Source organism: Chlorogloeopsis fritschii PCC 6912 (genome assembly GCF_000317285.1).
Lineage (GTDB): Bacteria > Cyanobacteriota > Cyanobacteriia > Cyanobacteriales > Nostocaceae > Chlorogloeopsis > Chlorogloeopsis fritschii.
Window position 1 is genome coordinate 1 of record NZ_AJLN01000131.1, and the last position, 3,501, is coordinate 3,501.

Sequence of the window (3,501 nt, forward strand, 5' to 3'; positions counted from 1 at the left end):
GTCGACCCGGTAGAAGTGCGGCGCAAGATTGGTATGGTGTTTCAAAGACCGAACCCATTTCCGAAATCAATTTATGAGAATATTGCTTTTGGGCCGAAAATAAACGGTTACAAGGGTGATATGGATGAATTGGTGGAGCGCTCGCTCAAGCAGGCTGCTTTGTGGGATGAGGTCAAAGATAAACTCAAGCAAAGTGGTTTGTCTTTATCTGGTGGACAGCAGCAGCGCTTGTGTATTGCTCGTGCGATCGCTGTGCAACCGGATGTGATTTTAATGGATGAGCCTTGTTCGGCTCTCGATCCGATTTCAACGCTGCAAGTTGAAGAATTGATTCACGAACTCAAGCAGCGATATACTGTGGTGATTGTGACTCATAATATGCAACAAGCTTCACGGGTGTCAGATATGACAGCCTTTTTCAATGTCCAGACTTCAGAAAAAGGTAGTCGAACTGGTTATTTGGTTGAATTTGACCGCACGGAGGCGATTTTCCAAAATCCTCAGCAGGAAGCTACTAAAGAGTACGTTAGTGGTAAATTCGGTTAAAGTTTGTCAGCTTTTCAAAGCTGCAATTAGAGGTAAGGAATTTATCAAAGCTGGTTCTTTGGTGCTTAGTCAGGACTAGCTTTTTACTTACTTAAATCTAAAGATTCTAGCACTTGCTATTAAAGCCTGGGTCAATCTATTATTTCTTCATTGGAGAGTATAGCAGCAACAGTGAAATAAAATTGTGTTGGAGAATTATACGTAATTCATAACAATTACTGAAGAATAGTTTAAAGCTTTTACGTTACCCTGCTACTAACCCTAAATTAGTGATCAAAAATGACAAACAAAGATGATTTTCTGTATGTATACCGTCCTTATCATGGTGAAGTTAAGCCAGAGAATTTAGCATTCAATGCAAATTTACAAGAATTTGCACAGCGAGTTGGCTATATCTGCGGTTTAGAAACCAATGGTAAAATAGGTTCAGATGAAGCATATCAACAAATAAAAGAAGTTTGGCAAGAACTAAAAAGCTCCAAAGAACAGCTAGGAATTGGCAAAGACAAAGGAGATTCTCCTGAAGAACAAAAACCGTAGATTTCCACAAATCTGCAGAGATTTATCCCTGTCATCGTGCTGATTTAAGTACTGGGATAGGAAACTGACTTTATCAGTAAATAATAATTATCGTAATAGCGGACAAGCAGTTTGAATTGGTCAGATAATATAAAATCAGTCTTTTTTCTATTTTGTGATTTATTACAGAGTATGCAAATTACAAAGAAAGGGAACTCTTAACAGGAAATAGAAAACAGAATGTGTCTTGTTCTCTGTTCCCCAAAAAAATGCGCGTTCTGGGTTTAAAGCCCAGTCAGAAAAAAGAATTGTTTTGTCTGGATGTTGCCCGAAAAACAAAGCGTCCTTGTTTCAATCCCACGCTTTTAAGCATAGGTTTCCCTGTTCCCTCTGAAAGCGGATTTCAAGTTGGTGATGGGAAGGTAGTGACGAGAGCGATCGCATCCAGAGTCTCTTTTTAAAGATATCTGTCAAAAGAATTATATATGAAATATGCTGTGCTGCTCTAATCTCAGCATGATGGCACTTGCTCGGATAAAAACCAGAATGTTTTAATGCCAGAGGATAGTTCTTATAAGTTTGTTGCACATAAGCTTGATTGCAATTTGAAGTCATGAAAAATACATTATTTGATAAAATCTTCCGTGACAGCGATGGCAATATTGTTGTAGCTCAGATGCCAAATCTACCAATTATTGTCTGGTTCACGGCTAGTTTACTCAAACTAGTTTTTACAACAGGCGAAATTAATATAGGTTTAGATGTACTGGCAATAGGTTCGTTATTTACTTGGGCATGGCTGGAATTATTTCAAGGCGTTAATTATTTTCGTAGAGCGCTAGGTTTGGTTGTGCTGATTGGGATTATCGCCTCAAGAACTGTAGGTATTGATACACTTGGGAATTTCGCTTTTTGATGTTGTTGTCAGAATGCGATCGCCTCTACTCAAACTCAAATACCCAGTCTTGTGACTGGGCTTGAGTTGGGTATATCCCCGCGCTTTATTTATGGAGATTAATTATAAATTTATTAATTTGCTTGTCTATTAATAACTACAACAGTGAGTTGGGTAGTTTCGGAAAATTTTTAAATTTCTAGTCATATTAATTTTTTATCCCAACCAAGATAAGATACTATCTTTACTCTCTTTCAAACCCTTATAAATCAGCGATTCTGATGTCATTGATTGGATGGCAGAAGCTAACTTAGAACACAACTGTGGATCTTTTTTGATCGCAGCGCAATCCCGAAAGTAGGTGCGGATAGTAAACAGCGCCACCTCGTATTCTGGTATTCCCCAAATAACTTGGCGTTCAATTCGTAAGTAGAGTCGGGGATTGTGAAGATCAAAGTTTCTACCTTGCCACTGCTGAATTGGCACATTGATTGGTGGTTCGGGGTGATGGTTAAGACGGGTATCCGTGCTCAAACCCCAAGCAAAGCGCACCATTGGTTTATGAGCAATCATTGTGTTAACAATCCCACCTGCCTGCCGATTGATTTTTTCCATACCTGGCACAGGTGAATGTATGGCAGCAAAATCTTTGCCAATTTTATCTTCAGCAGACCAGTGGTTGGGATAGCAAAGATGAACTGCACTCAGCCAGTTACTACCGTTAGCAGTACGACAGATTACTGTCAAATCTTCTTGTATTTGTGTAGCAAGAGCATCGAGAATCGAGACGTAAGGTGGAAAGATGGGTTTTCCATTTGTTTGAAAAGACAATAACTGCCAATTCGCATCTAGGTAAAAAGTTTCTGCACTGAGGCGGCTATGAAACGTAATCTTGCCATTAGCTTGCTGTTCTACTTGAAAAAGATGGGAATGTTCTTTGGTAAGGCGATGAATAATTAAACGAGCGATCGCACTGGCTACAGCAGTAGAGTAATTGCAAGTCTGGTAATACTTACTTAAGCATTCGGCACGAGCCGCCAGCTTAACTTCACGATAATCAGCAAAATTATTGTCAATTTGAAATACTTGGCGATCGGCAACACCATTACCTAAGTCACAGCCAAAAGGAATTAAACCAGGTTTAACCTCATAACGCCCATTCTCAAGCGGAAAATAGGAAGCAGAGTTGCCAGATGCTTCTGTTGTCCGCACTTGTTGGCATACTGTATCTAAAAATGAGGTTTTGATACACGCCTTATGCATAATCAATCTAGGACTGGTTAGTATTAATCATCACAAGTAGTAGAGATAATCAAAATCTCGTCCCTCATTGTACTCTCTCAATATTAATAAAAGAGGAACTGTAATTGCTTGAAATAATTTAACTTGTTTAGCTTGATCAAAAAGAAGCCCCGCGCTCTAACGCTTCGTTGAGCGAGGGGATGAATTTTTGGGCGATGACGAATTGACCCACAATCAAATCAATCCTGTGGATTGACAGAACAGAGGGTCGATGAGGAGTCGCCATTTTTTATGTTTGG

The 3,501-nt window shown here is 39.4% G+C and carries 5 protein-coding genes; 3 read left to right on the top strand and 2 right to left on the bottom strand.

Annotated elements, in window-relative coordinates:
* Together UYC_RS0129255 and UYC_RS0129260 are read left to right on the top strand one after the other, a co-directional pair.
* A partial coding sequence (locus UYC_RS0129255; RefSeq protein WP_016879765.1) for a phosphate ABC transporter ATP-binding protein occupies positions 1-546 on the top strand: 546 nt, incomplete at its 5' end.
* Between the two features lie 279 nt (positions 547-825).
* Entirely contained in the window at positions 826-1,086 is a 261-nt protein-coding gene (locus tag UYC_RS0129260) for a DUF7219 family protein (RefSeq protein WP_016877697.1), read from the top strand.
* A 330-nt stretch (positions 1,087-1,416) separates the two neighbouring features.
* On the opposite strand, the gene UYC_RS38290 is transcribed toward UYC_RS0129260, so the two are convergent.
* Positions 1,417-1,680: a hypothetical protein gene (locus UYC_RS38290; protein ID WP_026087799.1), complete on the bottom strand. Its 264-nt coding sequence runs from the start codon at positions 1,678-1,680 to the stop codon at positions 1,417-1,419.
* Here UYC_RS38290 and UYC_RS0129270 point away from each other — a divergent pair.
* Positions 1,679-1,981, top strand: a complete 303-nt coding sequence (locus tag UYC_RS0129270; RefSeq protein WP_016877698.1) for a hypothetical protein — start codon at positions 1,679-1,681, stop codon at positions 1,979-1,981. The genes UYC_RS38290 and UYC_RS0129270 overlap by 2 nt on opposite strands.
* Positions 1,982-2,176: 195 nt before the next feature.
* On the opposite strand, the gene UYC_RS0129275 is transcribed toward UYC_RS0129270, so the two are convergent.
* Positions 2,177-3,223, bottom strand: coding sequence for a heme-dependent oxidative N-demethylase family protein (locus UYC_RS0129275; RefSeq protein ID WP_016877699.1), 1,047 nt, complete (start codon positions 3,221-3,223; stop codon positions 2,177-2,179).
* Between the last annotated feature and the right edge of the window lie 278 nt (positions 3,224-3,501).

What these genes read in the sequence shown, in the direction of transcription:
- UYC_RS0129270 (WP_016877698.1), top strand. Translation starts at nt 1,679, where the DNA reads ATGAAAAATACATTATTTGATAAAATCTTCCGTGACAGCGATGGCAAT.
- UYC_RS38290 (WP_026087799.1), bottom strand. Translation starts at nt 1,680, where the DNA reads ATGACTTCAAATTGCAATCAAGCTTATGTGCAACAAACTTATAAGAAC.
- UYC_RS0129260 (WP_016877697.1), top strand. Translation starts at nt 826, where the DNA reads ATGACAAACAAAGATGATTTTCTGTATGTATACCGTCCTTATCATGGT.
- UYC_RS0129275 (WP_016877699.1), bottom strand. Translation starts at nt 3,223, where the DNA reads ATGCATAAGGCGTGTATCAAAACCTCATTTTTAGATACAGTATGCCAA.